Here is a 16,399-nt window from a genome sequence, read left to right on the forward strand (position 1 = left end):
TGCCTCTTGCACCGACTCGCCCAATCGGCACTGTGTGCCACCGCAAGGACCTCATGCCACTCCAGGAATCCGCGAATAGCGGACGAAACGTTTCGCCCACACTGGTCACGGGCCAATGGCTCACGACCGACGAGCTCGCGGGCATCTTGAACATCGACCCCTCCACGCTCCGACGATGGCGCACAGCTCGCCCTCCACAAGGGCCGCCGTTTGTTCCGGTGTCCGATCGCGTCACCCTCTATAGCGCGGTCGACATCGAGCACTGGCTCCGCAGTCGCCGCGTCGATCCCACGCTGGCGGCCTGACATGGCGATAGCGACACCCCCTTCCGCCGTCGAAGCCGTGCCGGTTGGCGTCCGCCTCACCGCCGATGTCGAATACCGACCCAACCGGCCTTCGCCCTACCGAGCTCGGGTGCGCTGGTGGGACCCCGCGACAAAGTCCCGCAAGTCCATCTCCGAGGCCAAGGAGACCGAGGACGAAGCCCAGGAGTGGATCTCGGCCCTGGTCGAGGCCGCCCAGGCCGGCATCAACCCGTCGCTTGCCACCATGCCGTTGGCCGACTACGGCACCGCGAACATGGACCTCGCGCTTCGAGGGCTGGAACTCAAGACGCTCGACCCCTATATGGCCGGTTGGCGTCTGCGCGTAGTGCCCTCCCTCGGGCACCTACCGGTCCGGATGATCACCAACGGTGCAGTGGACCGCACCGTCTACCGGTGGATCGCTGACGAGTACAGCCGCTCCACCGTGAAGAACACCATCGCCGTCCTCGTTCGCGTCATGGAGCAGGCCGTTCGAGACGGGCTCATCAAGGTCAACCCCGCCCGGGTCAGCGGCTGGCAGCGCCAGTACCAGCAAGTCGAGGACGAGCTGAACGACCCGCGTGCGCTCGCCCTACCCGACTGGGAGACCCTGCAGGCCCTCGCCAAAGCTCTGGTCGCTCGCTCATACGGCCAGTACCAGGGCTGGGGCGACGTGGTCACTTTCGCCGCATCCACGGCAGCCCGCATCGGTGAGGTCTCCGGAGTCCGCGTCAAGGACATCGACACCGACAACTGGATCTGGACCGTACGGCGGCAGACCACCCCCGCCCGAGGCGGGCTCGTCGACAAGGCCACCAAGGGAAAGCGCGCCCGCAAGGTACCCCTCATCGAAGAGGTACGGCCGATGGTGGCCCAACGTTTGCTCGCCGCCGGCAACAGCCCCGACGCCCGGATCTTCTTCGGCCCCCGCGGCGGACGCATATCCACCGCCGTCCTGCGCGACGCCACTCACTGGGACAACGTCGTCACCGAGCTCGGTTTCGAGCACCTGCGCCGACACGACCTGCGCCACACGGGCCTGACCTGGTTCGCCGACGCAGGCGTCCCCCTGCATGTCCTCCGCAAGATCGCCGGACACGGCTCGCTGACCACCACTCAGCGCTACCTGCACCCCGACGCCGGCCAGATCACCGCAGCTGGTGCCGCGCTGTCTGCGCACCTCATGGTGCTCCGTGCACCTCGTTCGCTGCCAGTCACGGCCGTTATCGCCGTCTGACCCGCACTGACCGCGCTGGTCCCCAACTGGTCCCCAAAAACGATCAAGAGGCCGTTTCGGATTGCTCCAAAACGGCCTCTGACCTGCGACTCTTTCGAGTCGGGACGACAGGATTTGAACCTGCGACCCCTTGACCCCCAGTCAAGTGCGCTACCAAGCTGCGCCACGTCCCGTTGTGCCTGCCGCTGTTGCTTCTCGGCGGGGTTTCCCCCTCGCGCCGGGCACATGCAGAACATTACCCCACGTCGAGGGGTGTGCGTGCACGGGTGAGGGGTGCGGGGGAGGATGGCCGGGTGAACGGACGGGATCGGGACGGTGAGGGGCGGGCGCGCAGTGCGCGGCCGCGGGACGGGCTGGGGCGGCCGCTGCCCTACGGGGCGGCGGGGGTGGAGCGGCAGCCCGAGGGGGTGGTGCGCGAGCCGGCCGGGACGGTGGCGGAGGCGCAGCGGCTGCTGGACGCCGGGATGCCCTTCCACGCGCACGAGGTGTTCGAGGACGCCTGGAAGTCCGGGCCCGCGGCGGACGCGCCCCTGTGGCGGGCGCTGGCGCAGCTGGCGGTGGGGCTGACGCACGCCGCCCGGGGGAATGCCGTCGGCGGGGCCCGGCTGCTGCGGCGCGGGGCCGATGCCCTGGCCGGGCGGGCGGACGCGTACGGGATCGCCGTGGCGGAGCTGGTCGGCTGGGCCCGGGAACTGGCCCGGCGGGTGGAGGCCGGGGAGCACGTCGACGCGGCGGCCGAGGCTCCCCTGCTCGACGGCCGGCCTCGGCGGGTCTAGTGCTGTGGCCGGAAAGGTTTGCCGGGTCGCGGTGTCCGGTGCGGTGCCTCGCAAGGCGGAGGGCCACCGCTTGTACTGGACGTACTCGGGTGGCCCGACAACGCGGCGAGGTGCCGTGCCGGGCGCCGCGACTCGGTGAACCTTTCCGGTCACAGCACTAGGCGGGCTGGAGCAGGTCCCAGCGGTTGCCGTAGAGGTCCTCGAAGACGGCGACGGAGCCGTACGGCTCGTGGCGCGGCTCCTCCAGGAAGCGGACGCCCTCGGCGGTCATCCGGGCGTGGTCGGCGGCGAAGTCGGCGGTGTAGAGGAAGAAGCCGACGCGGCCGCCGGTCTGGTCGCCGACGCGGGCGCGCTGGGCCTCGTCCTTGGCGCGGGCCAGCAGCAGCGCGGACTCCTTGGCGCCCGGCGGGCGGACGACGACCCAGCGGGAGCCGTCGGGGCGGGCGGTGTCCTCGGCGAGCTCGAAGCCGAGGGCGCGGGTGTAGAAGTCGATGGCCTCGTCGTAGTCGTGGACCACGAGGGCGGTGAGGGCGATGTGCGAGGGCATGCCCCCTATTGTGCGTCCGTGTGCAGGAGGACCACGTCCAGGGTGCGGGGGCCGTGGACGCCCTCCACCCGGTCCAGTTCGATGTCGCTGGTGGCGGAGGGGCCCGAGATCCAGGTGAGGGGGCGGGCCGGGTCCAGGCGCAGGAGGGCCTGCGGGACGGAGTCCACGACCTGACCGGGGACGCGGACCACGCAGACGTGGTGGTCCGGGACCAGGGTGATGCGCCGGCGGCCCTGGTCGGGGCTCCCGTCGAGGACGATCGTGCCGGTCTCGGCGACGGCCAGCGCGCAGCCGGTGACCACGGCGCCGACGCGGTCCAGTTCGGCGGGGGTGGAGGCGGCGCGGTCGGGGATCCGGGTCGTGTCGGCGGCGGAGAGCCAGTGCGGGGGCAGGCCTGGCGGGACGAGGACCGTGTCGTGCGGGGAGATCAGCCGGGCCAGCAGCAGTGGGAGGCCGTCCTCGTCGGTGCGGTGGACCGTCGCCCGGTACTCGGTGAGGTTCGCGGCGAGCAGGTCGGCGCTCTCGGCCGGGGTGCGGGAGCCGTGGACGGTGAGGTAGTCGCGCGGGATCTCGGCGTCGGGGCCGGAGGCGGCCCGGCGGATCCGGGCCAGGATGCGGTCCTTGCTGCTCACTGCGGGGTCCCCCGTTCTCGGGTCCACCAGTCGCGGAAGGACTCCGCCGGTACGTCGGGCAGCTCGCGGGTGTCGGTCCAGGCCCGGCCGGGTCCGGGCAGGCGGCGCGGGCGCAGCCGGCGGGCCCTGGACAGCAGCCGCTCCCCCGCGCGCAGGGCTCCGGGGTGGTCGAGGAGGAGGCGGGCGGCGCGCATGGCGGCCCGTTCGGCGGTGTGGCCGTGTGCGGGGCGGATGCGGACGCGGATGCCGTCCCGGGTCACGGGGCCGCCCTGGGCGACCCGTTCGCGCAGGTGGACGAGGACCTCGGGGATGTCGATGGCGACGGGGCAGACCTCGTAGCAGGCCCCGCAGAGGGTGGAGGCGTAGGGCAGGGTGGCGTCGATCTCGCTGCCGGTACCGCGTAGTTGGGGGCTGAGGATGGCGCCGATCGGGCCGGGGTAGACGGAGCCGTAGGCGTGGCCGCCGGCGCGTTCGTAGACGGGGCAGACGTTGAGGCAGGCGGAGCAGCGGATGCAGCGCAGGGCCTGGCGGCCGGTCTCGTCGGCGAGGGTGTCGGTGCGGCCGTTGTCGAGGAGGACGAGGTGGAAGGCGGAGGGGCCGTCCCCTTCAGTGGTGCCGGTCCACATGCTCGTGTACGGGTTCATCCGTTCGGCCGTGGAGGAGCGCGGCAGGGTCTGGAGGAAGATCTCCAGGTCGCGGAAGGTGGGGACGACCTTCTCGATGCCGACGACCGAGATCAGGGTCTCGGGGAGGGTCAGGCACATGCGGCCGTTGCCCTCGGATTCGAGGACGACCATGGTGCCGGTCTCGGCGACCATGAAGTTCGCCCCGGACACGCCGACCTTGGCGCGCAGGAACTTCTCACGCAGGTGCAGGCGGGCGGCTTCGGCGAGTTCGCGCGGGTCGTCGCCGAGGCCTTCGGGGGCCGGGCGTCCCCAACGGCCCATCTCGGAGCGGAAGATGTCGCGGATCTCGCCACGGTTGCGGTGGATGGCGGGGACCAGGATGTGGGAGGGCCGGTCGTGGCCGAGCTGGACGATGAGCTCGGCGAGGTCGGTCTCGTAGGCGGCGATCCCGGCGGCTTCGAGTGCCTCGTTGAGGCCGGTCTCCTGGGTGGCCATCGACTTGACCTTGACCACTTCCCGCTCGCCGGTGGCGCGCACCAGGCCGGTGACGATCCGGTTGGCCTCGTCGGCGTCGGCCGCCCAGTGGACGGTGCCGCCGGCGGCGGTGACGGAGGCCTCCAGCTCGAGCAGGTAGCGGTCGAGGTGGCGCAGCGTGTGGTCCTTGACGGCCTTGCCGGCGGCGCGCAGCCGGTCCCAGTCCTCCAGTTCGGCGACCGCGCGGGCCCTCTTGTCGCGGATCGTGTGCGTGGCGTGGCGGAGGTTGGCGCGCAGCACCTCGTCCCGTACGGCCTCGCGGGCCGCGTCGGGGAAGGCGGGCATTCCGAGATACGTGCCCGTCATCGCAGGGGTTCCTCCTCCGTCGCGGCCAGGATCTCGGCGAGGTGCAGCGCCCGCAGCGGAGCGGCCTCGCGGCGCAGGATGCCGTCCAGGTGGGCGAGGCAGGAGTTGTCGGCCCCGCACAGCACGTCCGCGCCCGTGGCCACCGCGTTGCCGATCTTGTCGGTGCCCATCGCGGCCGACACGTCGGGGTTCTTGACGGCGAAGGTGCCGCCGAAGCCGCAGCATTCCTCGGCTCCGGGCAGCTCGCGCAGTTCCAGTCCGCGCACGGCTGCGAGGAGTCGCCGGGGGCGGTCTCCGAGTCCGAGGGCCCGTAGGCCGTGGCAGGAGGGGTGGTAGGTGACGGTGTGCGGGAAGTACGCGCCCACGTCCGTCACCCCGAGGACGTCCACCAGGAACTCGGTCAGCTCGTACACGCGCGGTACGAGGCCTTCGGCCAGCGCGGCCAGGCCGGCGCCCCGCCCTTCCGCTTCGGCCGCCCGCCCGATCCGGGGGTAGTGGGCGCGGATCATGGCCGCGCAGGAACCCGACGGGGTGACGACGTACTCGTGTCCGGCGAAGGCCTCGGCCGTCCGCCGGAGCAGCGGTTCGCTCTCGCGCCGGTAGCCGGTGTTGTACTGCGGCTGGCCGCAGCAGCTCTGGGCGGCGGGGAAGTCCACCTCGACGCCGAGCCGCTCCAGGAGGCGTACGACGGCGATGCCCGTCCGGGGGTACAGCGCGTCGTTGACGCAGGTGACGAACAGGGCGACGCGCATGACGGGCAGAATAGCGGGGTGAAGAAGTTCTCAGTGATCGGCATAGGCGCGGGCGACCCGGACCACCTGACCCTCCAGGCGGTCAAGGCGATCGGCGCGGCGGACGCATTCCTCATCCTGGAGAAGGGGGAGGAGAAGTCGGACCTGACGGGGCTGCGGCGGGCGATGCTCGAGGCGCACGCCCGACCCGGTCACCGGCTCGTGGAGGGCCGCGACCCGGACCGGGACCGTACTCCGGACCAGTACGCGCCGACCGTGGACGGCTGGCGCAGTGCGCGCGCCGAGATCTTCGAGCGGTTCGTCGCCGAGGACCTGGCGGAGGGCGAGACGGGTGCCTTCCTCGTCTGGGGCGACCCCTCGCTCTACGACTCCACCCTGGCCATCCTCGACGAGGTCCTGGAGCGCGGGCGGGTGGAGTTCGAGCACGAGGTGGTGCCGGGCATCAGCAGCGTGTCGGCGCTGCTGGCCCGGCACCGCACCAATCTGAACCGGGTCGGGCGGCCGGTGCAGATCACCACGGGGCGGCGGCTCGCGGAGGGCTGGCCCGAGGGCGTGGACGACGTGGTGGTGATGCTGGACGCGCGGCACGCCTTCACCGCCCACCTCGACCAGGACCTCTTCATCTACTGGGGCGCCTACGTGGGCACCCCGGACGAGATCCTGGTCTCGGGGAAGCTCGCCGAGGTGGCCGGGCGCATCGAGGAGCTGCGGACCGAGGCGCGGGCCCGCAAGGGCTGGATCATGGACACCTACCTGCTCAGGCGCCCCTGAGGCCCCTTCCTCGGCCCCTTCCTCAGCCGCTGCGTCAGCCCGTTCGTCCCAGGAGGGCGGGCAGGGCGGCGGCGAGGCGCTCGTACTCCTCGGCCCGGTTGTAGATCTGGCCGCAGACGCGGATGCCGCCGCCGCCCGGCCGCGGCCAGATCAGGACGCGGGTGCGCAGGGTGGCGGCGATCTCCTCGCGCAGCACCCGGGCCTCCTCCTGGGTCCGGGCGACGCCCGGCGGCAGCAGCAGGGAGCGCAGGGGCAGGCCGGGGGTGTGCGGGAGGGCCGTCAGGCCGGGCAGCGCGGCGAGCAGTCCGGCCCCGTAGGCGGCGAGGTCGCTGTTGTGGGCCCGTACCTTGGCCGCGTCGAGGCGCTCCAGCAGGTCGAGGCCCTCGGGGGCGGCCAGCCAGCCGGTGTAGTCGGTGGTCGCCCGGTACTCGACGGCGCGGGGGAAGCCGTGGTGGTCCTCCCAGGACGGGGCGAGCGCCCGCACCCGGGCCCGGTGGGCGGGGGCGACGGCGAGCAGGGCGCTGCCGGAGGGGGCGTACCCCCACTTGTGGAGATTGCCGAACCAGAAGTCGGCGCCGGCCGGCACCGGGTCGGCGAGCATGCCGGGGGTGTGGGCGCCGTCGACGACGGTGGTGACCCCGCGGGCGGCGAGGTCGGCGAGCAGCCGGGGTCCGGCGACGATCCGGGCGGTGGGTGAGCTGACCTGGTCGAGGAGGGCCACCTTGGTCCGGGGGGTGAGGGCGGCGAGGACGGTCTCGCGGACGGCGTCCTCGTCGGGCAGGAACGGGTCCAGGGCGACGGTGGTGACCCGGGCGCGGCGGGCGGCGGCCGCGGTGACGGTGCCGTAGCCGTGGTCGGTGACGAGGATCTCGTCGCCGTCGGCGAGGGGGATCGCGTCGAGCGCGAGGTTGGCTCCCTCGGTGGCGTTGGAGATGAAGCCGATGCCGTCGGGGTCCGCGCCGAGGTGGGCGGCGATCCGGGCGCGGGCGGCGGTGAGCCGCTCGGCGACGCCGTTGAAGTAGGCGTCCGGATCGGCGTGCGCCTCGGCGCGCAGCACCTCCTGGACCTGCTGGACGGGGATCGGGACCGCCCCGTAGGAGCCGTTGTTGAGGTGGGCGACGGCGGGGTCCAGCCCGAAGAGGCCGGCTCCGCCGGGGAACACGGACGGGGCGGACGGGACGGGCGGCTGGGTCACGGGGACCTCCGGGGTGGGCGGCGCGGTGCGGCGCGCGCGGACGGCTTCGCTTCCGGATGATGCAGGGGCCGCGGCCGCGCGGGAAGGACCACTCCGGCCGGATTGGCCTAGGGCCGTCTCTTTCGCATCTTGCCGGTCAGGCCCGGCGGCGCGGGTCAGGCAGGATGCGGCGGGGACGGCCTAACTTGGCGTGCATGGCGATGACCGTGGTGCGGCGCGACCGGGGGCTCTTCCCGAGACTGCGCAAACGCATGCGCAACTCCTTCCTCTTCGTACCGCTGACCGGTCTGGTGGTGGGGTGGCTGCTGGCCACGGTCGTGGTCCAGGCGGACACCTTCATCCACGACCTCGACGCGCGCTGGGAGTCGGTGGAGCTCGCCGACCTGTGGTTCCTGCGCACCGCCAAGGACTTCGGGGCTTCGGCGAAGTCGGCGGTCGCGGCGATCAGCTCGGCGATGCTGACCTTCATCGGTGTGGTCTTCTCGATCACCCTGGTCGCACTCCAGATGGCGGCGGGCCAGTTCTCCCCGCGCGTCCTTCGCATCTACGTGGAGAGCCGGGTCACCAAGCTGACGCTGGCGGTGTTCCTGTGCACCTTCCTCTACACCCTGCGGGTGCAGAAGGAGTACACGGGAGCCGCCGACCAGCAGGACGCGGTGGTGCCCTACCTGGGTGCTTCGCTGGCCATGGGTTTCGTCGTGCTCAGCCTCGTCCTGTTCGTCGTCTACGTGCACTCGACCATCCGGCTGATGAGGGTCACGTACGTCATGGACCGGGTCGGGGAGGAGAGCCTGCAACTCATCCGCGACAGCGCCGCCCCCGAGGGCCTGCGCGGCCCCGATCCGGATCCGCAGCCGGACCCGGGCGGGACCCTCGTACCGCACACCTGGCGGCCGGGCGTCCTGCAGACGGTGGACGTACGGCGGCTGGTGGGGCTCGCCCGGCGGGAGGACCTCGTGCTGCACCTGATCCCCCGGATCGGGGACTACCTGGTCCCGTACACCCCCCTGTTCCGCGTCTCGGGCGCGCCCACCCCCTCGGACGCGGAACTCCAGGCGGCCCTGGACCTGGGGGTGGAGCGGACCACCGAACAGGACCTGGCCTTCGGGATCCGCCAGCTCGCCGACATCTCCTCGCGCGCCCTGTCCCCGGCGGTCAACGACCCGACCACGGCGGTGCAGGCCCTCGACCGGATCCAGGTGCTGCTGACCGCCTTCGCCGACCAGCCGCTGGGGCGGGCCCACCACCGGGACGCGGACGGCGTCGTACGGCTGGTGGAGACCCTGCCGAGCTGGCCGGAGCTGCTGGACCTCGGGCTGACCGAGATCCGGGACTACGGGATCGGTTCGGTGCAGGTCACCCGGCGCCTCGCGGCCTGCCTGGACGACCTGGAGCGGCTGGCCCCGGCGGACCGGCGCGAACCGGTCCGCCGCCACCGGGACCTGCTCGAAGAGGCCGTACGGGCCACCGCGCCGACCCCGCAGCGCGCGGCCTTCGCCCTGCAGCCCGACCGGCAGGGCATCGGCTGAACCGCAACGGCCGGCCTGACCTGGGGTGATCACCGGGCAGTACGGGCCTTTCGCCGGAATGCGACATTCCCCTGGTCATGCAGGGGAATTGGCGCATAATCGTCGTCATGCGGCCCGAAACAACCCTGGCGCCGCACTTGGTCACGCATGCAGGGGGGCATCGTGATGACGGGGGACTCCCGACCGACCCGAACACTGCCTGCCACGTCCACCGAACTGTCGACGCTGCTCACCGCCGTCCGCCGGGGCCGCGTCCTCACCGTCACCGGACGCTTCCGCGAGCCCCGGAGCCTGCTCGTACGGGACATCGCCCGGCGGCTCTCCTCCAACTTCTGCGACGGCACGGCGGTGGTCACCGTCGGTCCCGAGGGGAGCGTGCGCGAGCTGGTGTCCGCGCTGGGCGGCGTACCCGGCATGCCCTTCCTGCCCGCCGGCACCGCGAACGCCGCCTCCTGGCTCGCCGAACGGGACATGCTGCTCGTCCTCGACGACAGCGACCGGCTCGGCGCGGCCGCCCTGGAGTGGCTGTGCGGGCTGCTCCGCGCCGCTCCCGGACTGCGCATCCTGGCCGCCGGCCGGCACCCCCTGCCCGTGGGCCAGGGCCGGGTGCACCGGCTCTGACACCGGCCACGGGCCGCCGCCACGATCCGCCGCCATGAGCCGCCGCCACGGGCCGCCGCCACGGGCCGCCGCCGAGCGGCCGCGGGCCGCTCCCGCGCCGTTCACAGACCCGGTACACGCGCGCCACAGCACTGCCACGGCACTGCCATCCGCGGGTCATTGAGTGACGCGGTCCCGCCTCCTAGGGTCTGACCTGCGGGTTTCGACGGCCTCCTGAGCAGGCCCCGGGCCCCGGTACGTACGTCACCTTCCCCGCACGTACAGGAGACCTCTCGTGAGCGAGCACCCCAGCACGTCCCGCGCCGGCTCCGTCGGCAGACGCGGCTTCCTCACCGGCGCGGCGGCGGTGGCGGCCGCGGCCGCCACCCCGGCCCTCGCCCAGGCCGCCTCGGCGAGCACCTCCGCAGCCGCCTCCCGGCCCAACATCCTGCTCATCGTCACCGACGACCAGCCCAAGCACACCGACTGGGCCCTCCCGCAGACCATCGACTGGCTCGGCGCCCACGGCGTCACCTTCACCCACGGGCACTCCGCGACCCCGCTGTGCGCGCCCTCGCGCTCCTCGGTCTTCTCCGGCCGGCACGCGCACCACCACGGCGTGCGCAACAACGCCGCCTCGCACAGCCTCGACCAGTCCACGACCGTGCAGCGCCACCTCAAGCAGGCCGGCTACCGCACCGGGCTCTTCGGCAAGTACCTCAACTCCTGGACGCTGGAGGACAATCCGCCGCACTTCGAGGAGTGGGCGCTGCTCCAGCCCGCCTTCAACGCGGCCCGCTGGAACATCGACGGCACGGTCCAGGAACTCCCCGGCTACACCACCAACATCATCAAGAACAAGACGCTGGCCTTCCTCGACAAGGCGGCCACCGACACCCGCCCGTGGTTCGCCTACGTCACCCCGTACGCCTCCCACGAGCCGAACACACCGGCCCCCAAGTACGCGGAGACCCCCGTACCGCCCTGGAACGGCCGCCCCTCCGTCCCGGAGGCCGACCGCTCGGACAAGCCCGCCTACATCCGCAACGGCACGGCCACCCTCGCCGACGCCCAGGAGCTGCGCACCCGCCAGCTGCGCAGCCTGCTGTCCGTGGACGACGCCGTCGCGGCCATCCGGGAGAAGCTCACGGCCCTCGGCCAGCTGGAGAACACCCTCGTCATCTTCACCGGGGACAACGGCTACACCTGGGCCGACCACGGCTGGCTGAAGAAGTCGGTGCCCTACTCCCCCGCCCACGAGGTGCCCTTCTACCTGTCCTGGCCGGCCGGCGGCCTCGCCTCCGGCACCACCGACGGCCGGATCGTCGCGAACATCGACATCGCCCCGACGATCCTCGACGCGGCCGGGATCCCCCGGCCCGCCGGGCAGGACGGCCAGTCGCTGCTCGGCGCCGCCTCCCGCGACCACCTGCTGGTGCAGTGGTGGAAGCAGGGCACCGGCGGCACCGGGCCGAAGACCTGGGCCTCGTACGTGGCGAAGGACAAGCAGTACACCGAGTACTACGACCTGCACACCGACGCCACGGGCGCGGTCTCCGGCACCGGCCAGGTCGCCTTCCGCGAGTACTACGACCTGGTCAGCGACCCCTACCAGCTGCGGAACCTGCTGCACCAGGCCACCCCGGCGCAGGAACAGGCCCTCGGCATACCGGCGTTGGCCGCCCAGCTGGCCGCAGACCGCGCCGGCTGATCCCCGTACCGGCCCCCACCCCAGGAGAGACCCGTGTCACCGAAGCCGAAGCAGAAGGCCTGCTGCACCCCCGTCCGGGAGACCGCGCCGGTCCTGCTGACCCCGGCCCCGCCGACGCCCCCGCCGGCGCCGGCGGACCCGGCGGCCGGGCGGGCCGCACGCGACCTGATCCCCGTCGCGGGCGGCCGGTTCCTGATGGGGACCGAGGACGCGGACGGGTTCCCGGCCGACGGGGAGGGGCCGGTACGCGAAGCGGTGGTCGGGGCGTTCCGCATCGCCCCGACCACCGTGACGAACGCCCGGTTCGCCTCCTTCGTGAAGGCCACCGGCCATGTCACGGAGGCGGAGTCCTTCGGCTTCAGCTTCGTCTTCGCCGGGTTCCTGGAGGCCCGACTCGCCGCCGTCTCACCGGCGGTGGCCGGGACACCGTGGTGGCGGGCGGTCTCCGGCGCCGACTGGCGCCGGCCCGAAGGGCCGGGCTCCTCCTTCGCCGACCGCCAGAACCATCCCGTGGTGCACGTGTCCTGGAACGACGCCCAGGCCTACTGCGCCTGGTCGGGGACCCGGCTCCCCACGGAGGCCGAGTGGGAGTACGCCGCGCGCGGCGGCCTGGAGCAGCGGCGCTACCCCTGGGGCGACGAACTGCGGCCGGACGGACGGTACATGTGCAACATCTGGAACGGGGACTTCCCCCGCCACAACACCCGGGCCGACGGATACGCGGGCACCGCTCCGGCCACGTCCTTCCGGCCCAACGGCTACGGCCTCTACAACACCGTCGGCAACGTGTGGGAGTGGTGCGCGGACCGCTTCGGGCCGGCCGGCCCGGAACGGGCGATGCGCGGCGGCTCCCACATGTGCCACGACTCGTACTGCAACCGCTACCGGGTCGCGGCCCGCACCCGCAACACCCCGGACAGCTCCGCGGGCAACATCGGCTTCCGGGTGGCGGCCGGACCGGCACCCGGTACCCACCCGGCCTGAGCCCTACGAGCCCGGCCGGCGTTCCTGGAGCTGCGCCCAGACCTCCCGCGGACAGCGGCCCTGGGGGCGGGGCCTGAGGAAGGACCGGTAGCGCACGGCCCGGGGTTCGCGGCCCGCCTCCACCCAGTGGGAGCGCCCCGAGACCTCGTCCCAGCCGTCGTTCGGGATCCGCAGGTGGTCGCGGCGTCCGTCCTTGTCCTTGCTGGTGATCTGCGCGACCTCGGCGTGCCCGGGGCGGGTGGCCAGCACCACGCAGTAGTGCCGCAGCTCCTGCGAGGGGTCCTCGCGCAGCGGGACCATCGCCAGCCAGATCTCCCCCGCGCGGGGCCGGGCCCCGCGCCGGTCGTCCCACCAGCGGATCGCCCCGTACGCGGCGAGCACCACGACGGCCGCCGTACCGCTCCCGGCGAAGAGCCGGACGTTCCCCGCCCCGTCCCCGGCGACCGCGCTCCTGGTCCACGGGACGACGACGGCCACGGCGGCGAGCAGCGCGGCGGCCCTGACGAGCAGCAGCCACAGGACGAACCTCTGGCGGCGCCCCGCCACGGCGGCCACGCCGAGCGCCGCCACCACCGGGATGCCGTAGAGCACCGCCCACTGCCCGGCGCCCTCCACCCGGACGGGCGGGGTCTGCCCGGCCATCAGGTCGGGCAGCACCACGGGGGCGGCCAGCAGCATGCCGGTGATCAGGAGGGCGTTGAGCAGCAGGTAGCCCAGACAGCCGAGGCCCGCGCAGGACCTGTTGCCCCGGCGGGCGTTCCCGCGTCGCTCATGTCGGCGTCCCCCGCCGTACCCCGCGCCACGACCTGCCATCCGCTCTCCCCCCGAAGGACACCGCGCGAAGGCTAACGCACCGTCAACACCCGTGCCAGCGCTCAGTCCTGCCAGTCGGGCCGGTTCCACTCGGCGGCCCGCAGCCCGAGGATCACCTCGTCGGCGAAGGCCCCGCTCACCCATGCGGAACCGCGCAGGGTGCCCTCCAGGACGAACCCGGCGCGGCGTGCGGCGCCGGTCATCGCCGTGTTGTCGGCGAGGGTGTCCACCTGGAGGCGCTGCAGCCCGCGCACGGTGAACCCGTAGTGGCACAGCAGTTGGACGACTTCCGCGCCGAAGCCGCGGCCCCGGCAGCCGGGGCGCAGGGAGATCCCGAGGTGGGCGCAGCGGTTGTGCGTGTCGATGCCCCACAGCAGGGCCTCGCCCGCCAGTTCGCCGGTGGCCCGGTCGACGACGGAGAAGAGCGCCGCGTCCTCGGCGGGCGCGGACGGCTCGTACGGGGAGTGCCCGCCGGCGGGGCTCAGCGGCCGCCAGGGCCGGGAGTCGGCGCGCGAGCGGGTGGCCACGTCCTCGTACAGCTCGCCGTGCAGTACGGGTACGTCTTCGGGGAGCCGGGCGCGCAGCCCGGTCAGGGGTCCTAGGATCACCGGGCCTTCCTAGCCGCTGCCCGCGCCGCCGACAACCGGGTTTCCGCCGCCGGACACGGCTCCGCCCCGGCCGGGCACGAGGCCGGCCGGGGCGGAGCCGCTGATCGCGGAGCGTGCATCGCGGGGCGCGATGCGCGGGTGGATCAGCCCAGGAGCTGGAGCGCCTGGTTCAGCGTCGCGGACGGACGCATCACCGCGGCGGCCTTGGCCGGGTCGGGCTGGTAGTAGCCGCCGATCTCGGCCGGGGAGCCCTGGACCGCGATGAGCTCGCGGACGATGGTCTCCTCGGACTCGGCCAGCGTCTTGGCGAGCGGCTCGAAGGCCGCGGCCAGCTTCGGGTCGTCGGTCTGGCGGGACAGCTCCTGCGCCCAGTACAGGGCGAGGTAGAAGTGGCTGCCGCGGTTGTCGATGCCGCCCAGCTTGCGGCTCGGCGACTTGTCCTCGTTGAGGAAGCTGCCGGTCGCGCGGTCCAGGGTGTCGGCCAGCACCTGGGCGCGGGCGTTGCCGGTGGTGGTCGCGAGGTGCTCGAAGGAGACGGCCAGCGCGAGGAACTCACCGAGGGAGTCCCAGCGGAGGTAGTTCTCCTTGACGAGCTGCTGGACGTGCTTCGGGGCGGAGCCGCCGGCGCCGGTCTCGAAGAGGCCGCCGCCGTTCATCAGCGGGACGACCGACAGCATCTTGGCGCTGGTGCCCAGCTCCAGGATGGGGAAGAGGTCGGTCAGGTAGTCGCGCAGCACGTTGCCGGTCACCGAGATGGTGTCCTCGCCGCGGCGGATGCGCTCCAGGGAGAAGGCGGTGGCCTCGACCGGGGAGAGGATCTTGATGGTCAGACCCTCGGTGTCGTGGTCGGCGAGGTACGTCTTGACCTTCGCGATGAGCTGCGCGTCGTGCGCGCGGCCCTCGTCCAGCCAGAAGACGGCCGGGACGCCGGTGGCGCGGGCGCGGGTGACGGCGAGCTTGACCCAGTCCTGGATCGGCAGGTCCTTGGTCTGGCAGGCGCGGAAGATGTCGCCGGCGGCGACCTCCTGCTCCAGGACCGTGTTGCCCGCGGCGTCGACGAGGCGGACGGTGCCCGCGGTCGCGATCTCGAAGGTCTTGTCGTGGCTGCCGTACTCCTCGGCCTTCTGGGCCATGAGGCCGACGTTCGGCACCGAGCCCATGGTGGAGGGGTCGAAGGCGCCGTGCGCGCGGCAGTCGTCGACGACGACCTGGTAGACACCGGCGTAGCTGCTGTCCGGGAGGACGGCGAGGGTGTCGGCCTCGGCGCCGTCCGGGCCCCACATGTGGCCGGAGGTGCGGATCATGGCCGGCATCGAGGCGTCGACGATGACGTCGGACGGCACGTGCAGGTTGGTGATGCCCTTGTCGGAGTCGACCATCGCGAGGGCCGGGCCCTCGGCGATCTCGGCGTCGATCGAGGCCTTGATCGCGTCGCCGTCGGCGAGGGCGCCCAGGCCGTTCAGGACCGTGCCGAGGCCGTCGTTGGGGGACAGGCCGGCGGCGGCGAGGGTCTCGCCGTAGCGCGCGAAGGTCTTCGGGAGGAAGGCGCGGACCACGTGGCCGAAGACGATCGGGTCGGAGACCTTCATCATCGTGGCCTTGAGGTGCACGGAGAACAGGACGTCCTCGGCCTTGGCGCGCTCGATCTGGTCGTTCAGGAAGGTGCGCAGGGCGTCGACGTGCAGGACGGACGCGTCCACGACCTCACCGGCGAGCACCGGTACGGACGGGCGCAGGACGGTGGTGGCACCGTCGGCGTCGACGTGCTCGATGCGCAGGGTGCCGGCCTCGGCGATCACGACGGACTTCTCGGTGGAGCGGAAGTCGTTCGCGCCCATGGTGGCGACGTTCGTCTTCGACTCGGGGGACCAGGCGCCCATGCGGTGCGGGTGGGCCTTGGCGTAGTTCTTCACCGAGGCGGGGGCGCGGCGGTCGGAGTTGCCCTCGCGCAGGACCGGGTTGACGGCGCTGCCCTTGATCTTGTCGTAGCGGGCGCGGATCTCGCGCTCCTCGTCCGACTTCGGGTCGTCCGGGTAGTCCGGGAGGGCGTAGCCCTGGCCCTGGAGCTCGGCGACCGCGGCCTTGAGCTGCGGGATCGAGGCCGAGACGTTGGGCAGCTTGATGATGTTGGCTTCGGGGGTCTTCGCCAGCTCGCCGAGCTCGGCGAGGGCGTCCGCGATCCGCTGGCCCTCTTCCAGGTGCTCCGGGAAGCTGGCGATGATCCGACCGGCCAGGGAGATGTCACGGGTCTCGACATTCACACCGGCCGTCGACGCGTACGCCTGGATGACAGGCAGGAAGGAATACGTCGCGAGGGCCGGGGCCTCGTCAGTGTGCGTGTAGATGATGGTCGAGTCAGTCACCGGATGCTCCGCTCCACAGTCTGCGTCTCTCGTCTGCAACATTGCTCGACATCAAGATATCTCGTGATCGGACCACTCTGGACAGCCCCCTGCCGCAAGTCCTACGAGAC

At 72.6% G+C, this 16,399-nt stretch carries 16 protein-coding genes and 1 tRNA gene; 8 read left to right on the forward strand and 9 right to left on the reverse strand.

What is annotated here, in order from left to right; translation table 11 throughout:
• Positions 1 to 53: 53 nt before the first annotated feature.
• Both OOK31_RS04955 and OOK31_RS04960 read left to right on the forward strand, forming a co-directional pair.
• Positions 54 to 305: an AlpA family transcriptional regulator gene (locus tag OOK31_RS04955; protein WP_267011086.1), complete on the forward strand. Its 252-nt coding sequence runs from the start codon at positions 54 to 56 to the stop codon at positions 303 to 305.
• A 1-nt stretch (position 306) separates the two neighbouring features.
• Entirely contained in the window at positions 307 to 1,542 is a 1,236-nt protein-coding gene (locus OOK31_RS04960; protein ID WP_323188181.1) for a site-specific integrase, read from the forward strand.
• A 99-nt stretch (positions 1,543 to 1,641) separates the two neighbouring features.
• Here the strand turns inward: OOK31_RS04960 and OOK31_RS04965 are convergent.
• Positions 1,642 to 1,715, reverse strand: a tRNA-Pro gene (locus OOK31_RS04965).
• Between the two features lie 120 nt (positions 1,716 to 1,835).
• On the opposite strand from OOK31_RS04965, the gene OOK31_RS04970 reads away from it, so the two are divergent.
• Entirely contained in the window at positions 1,836 to 2,318 is a 483-nt protein-coding gene (locus OOK31_RS04970) for a DUF309 domain-containing protein (protein WP_267011088.1), read from the forward strand.
• A gap of 157 nt (positions 2,319 to 2,475) precedes the next feature.
• Here the strand turns inward: OOK31_RS04970 and OOK31_RS04975 are convergent, their stop codons facing one another.
• The 4 genes from OOK31_RS04975 to OOK31_RS04990 are packed head-to-tail and all read right to left on the reverse strand — an operon-like array spanning position 2,476 to position 5,715.
• Positions 2,476 to 2,865 (reverse strand): VOC family protein, encoded by a 390-nt coding sequence (locus OOK31_RS04975; protein WP_267011089.1) that lies wholly within the window; start codon positions 2,863 to 2,865, stop codon positions 2,476 to 2,478.
• Between the two features lie 5 nt (positions 2,866 to 2,870).
• Positions 2,871 to 3,497 (reverse strand): LUD domain-containing protein, encoded by a 627-nt coding sequence (locus OOK31_RS04980; protein WP_267011090.1) that lies wholly within the window; start codon positions 3,495 to 3,497, stop codon positions 2,871 to 2,873.
• Entirely contained in the window at positions 3,494 to 4,963 is a 1,470-nt protein-coding gene (locus OOK31_RS04985; protein WP_267011091.1) for a lactate utilization protein B, read from the reverse strand. Before OOK31_RS04985 ends, OOK31_RS04980 begins: the two co-directional genes overlap by 4 nt.
• Positions 4,960 to 5,715 (reverse strand): (Fe-S)-binding protein, encoded by a 756-nt coding sequence (locus OOK31_RS04990; protein WP_267011092.1) that lies wholly within the window; start codon positions 5,713 to 5,715, stop codon positions 4,960 to 4,962. Before OOK31_RS04990 ends, OOK31_RS04985 begins: the two co-directional genes overlap by 4 nt.
• An 18-nt stretch (positions 5,716 to 5,733) precedes the next feature.
• Between OOK31_RS04990 and cobF the strand changes: the two genes are divergently transcribed.
• Positions 5,734 to 6,486: a precorrin-6A synthase (deacetylating) gene (cobF, locus tag OOK31_RS04995; protein WP_267011093.1), complete on the forward strand. Its 753-nt coding sequence runs from the start codon at positions 5,734 to 5,736 to the stop codon at positions 6,484 to 6,486.
• A 34-nt stretch (positions 6,487 to 6,520) separates the two neighbouring features.
• On the opposite strand, the gene OOK31_RS05000 is transcribed toward cobF, so the two are convergent.
• Positions 6,521 to 7,681 carry an aminotransferase class V-fold PLP-dependent enzyme gene (locus OOK31_RS05000; protein ID WP_267011094.1) on the reverse strand — a complete coding sequence of 387 codons (1,161 nt, stop codon included), beginning with the start codon at positions 7,679 to 7,681 and terminating at the stop codon, positions 6,521 to 6,523.
• Between the two features lie 194 nt (positions 7,682 to 7,875).
• Here OOK31_RS05000 and OOK31_RS05005 point away from each other — a divergent pair, with 194 nt between their 5' ends.
• From OOK31_RS05005 to OOK31_RS05020, 4 genes are all read left to right on the forward strand, one after another.
• Complete coding sequence (locus tag OOK31_RS05005; protein WP_267011095.1) at positions 7,876 to 9,210, forward strand: DUF2254 domain-containing protein; 1,335 nt, start codon at positions 7,876 to 7,878, stop codon at positions 9,208 to 9,210.
• A gap of 165 nt (positions 9,211 to 9,375) precedes the next feature.
• The gene (locus OOK31_RS05010) at positions 9,376 to 9,831 is read left to right on the forward strand and encodes a hypothetical protein (protein WP_267011096.1); all 456 of its coding nucleotides are present in this window, start codon (positions 9,376 to 9,378) and stop codon (positions 9,829 to 9,831) included.
• Positions 9,832 to 10,105: 274 nt separating this feature from the next.
• On the forward strand, positions 10,106 to 11,521 hold the full coding sequence (locus tag OOK31_RS05015) for a sulfatase (protein ID WP_267011097.1): 1,416 nt from the start codon (positions 10,106 to 10,108) through the stop codon (positions 11,519 to 11,521).
• Between the two features lie 165 nt (positions 11,522 to 11,686).
• Positions 11,687 to 12,505 carry a formylglycine-generating enzyme family protein gene (locus tag OOK31_RS05020; RefSeq protein WP_267011834.1) on the forward strand — a complete coding sequence of 273 codons (819 nt, stop codon included), beginning with the start codon at positions 11,687 to 11,689 and terminating at the stop codon, positions 12,503 to 12,505.
• A 3-nt stretch (positions 12,506 to 12,508) separates the two neighbouring features.
• Here the strand turns inward: OOK31_RS05020 and OOK31_RS05025 are convergent, their stop codons facing one another.
• The 3 genes from OOK31_RS05025 to OOK31_RS05035 all read right to left on the reverse strand — a co-directional run bounded on the left by OOK31_RS05025 (position 12,509) and on the right by OOK31_RS05035 (position 16,289).
• A complete protein-coding gene (locus OOK31_RS05025) occupies positions 12,509 to 13,318 on the reverse strand; it encodes a type II toxin-antitoxin system PemK/MazF family toxin (RefSeq protein ID WP_267011098.1) in 810 nt (269 codons plus the stop codon).
• A 62-nt stretch (positions 13,319 to 13,380) separates the two neighbouring features.
• Complete coding sequence (locus OOK31_RS05030) at positions 13,381 to 13,926, reverse strand: GNAT family N-acetyltransferase (protein ID WP_267011099.1); 546 nt, start codon at positions 13,924 to 13,926, stop codon at positions 13,381 to 13,383.
• Positions 13,927 to 14,069: 143 nt separating this feature from the next.
• On the reverse strand, positions 14,070 to 16,289 hold the full coding sequence (locus OOK31_RS05035) for an NADP-dependent isocitrate dehydrogenase (RefSeq protein WP_267011100.1): 2,220 nt from the start codon (positions 16,287 to 16,289) through the stop codon (positions 14,070 to 14,072).
• Positions 16,290 to 16,399: the final 110 nt, after the last annotated feature.

Source organism: Streptomyces sp. NBC_00249 (genome assembly GCF_026342355.1).
Taxonomy (GTDB): domain Bacteria; phylum Actinomycetota; class Actinomycetes; order Streptomycetales; family Streptomycetaceae; genus Streptomyces.